This window comes from Nonomuraea recticatena, assembly GCF_039533245.1.
Classification (GTDB): domain Bacteria; phylum Actinomycetota; class Actinomycetes; order Streptosporangiales; family Streptosporangiaceae; genus Nonomuraea; species Nonomuraea roseola.
In genome coordinates this window covers 1-966 of record NZ_BAAATE010000127.1, presented here as the reverse complement: position 1 = coordinate 966, position 966 = coordinate 1, and the positions used below count along the sequence as shown (strand labels likewise).

General features: G+C 70.1%; 1 protein-coding gene. It reads right to left on the bottom strand.

Going from position 1 to position 966, the window contains the following annotated elements; genetic code table 11:
* Window positions 1-596: transposase family protein (locus ABFX50_RS50695; protein ID WP_346158484.1), on the bottom strand; the 596-nt coding region annotated here is incomplete at its 3' end.
* Between the last annotated feature and the right edge of the window lie 370 nt (window positions 597-966).

Here is a 966-nt window from a genome sequence, read left to right as displayed (position 1 = left end):
TGCTGATCGCAGGGCTGTTCCTGCTGGGCTCGGCACTGGTCCGCTACGGAGGCTCGGGCCAGTGCGGGCAGGGCGTGCCGTCGGGCGGCGACCAGGTCGTGCACCCGACCGGGCTCCACTGGGGAGACCCAGATCGGGAACCCGTCCGGCATCGTCACCGCGGTGATCACCCCGCCGTGGCATCGTGCCTTGCCCGAGTACCAGGAGTCGATCACCCGTTTGTGCCGGTTGAGGGAGGTCTCGCCGTGGTAGCGGTCGGTGCGGAACACCTTCCCGTCCAGGACCACGTGCGTGGCCCCGTGTTTTTTAGCGTGGGCGAGCGCGGCGGGCAGTTCCGGCGTTTGGTCGGCGAGGACTTTCAGGACCTCGTCGAGGTAGCGGTAGGCGGTGGCGCGGGAGACGCGGTGGTCGCGGGCCAGGCGGGCGGGGTCGGTGTGGTCGCGCAGCCACCGCAGGCCCAATACGGCCTGGTCGAGGCAGGTCAGGGCGCGGGTTCCGGCGCGGGTGCCCCGGCGGTGGCGTTCGGCATTGAGCAGGCGGGCCAGGTGCCTGGCCAGTGCGTGGGGGACGTCGAGGATGGCAGGATGGGGGATCACAGGGAGTCTTTCCTGGACGGGGTCTTCGCAAATCCAGTCCTACCGGAAGGCTCCCTGTGCCATGCCCGCGGGACCTGACCAGCACAGACCTCACTGAGATCACCTCACCTGCGCTCGGGCTGCGCCAGGCCACACGGAGAAGAGGGACGCGGGATTGGGTGGCTGCGGGCTCGCTGCGCTCGCCCCGCAGCCCGCGAAGCGGTCGACCTGCGACCTGCGGACTTAGGAGTGCGGTCGACTTGCGGTTCGTGAGGCGGTCGACGTGTGGCTTAGGAGTGCGGCTGGCTTGCGGCCCGTGGGGCAGTCGACCTGCGGACTTAGGAGTGCGGCCGGCTTGCGGTCCGTGGGGCGTCGACGTGTGGCTTAGGAG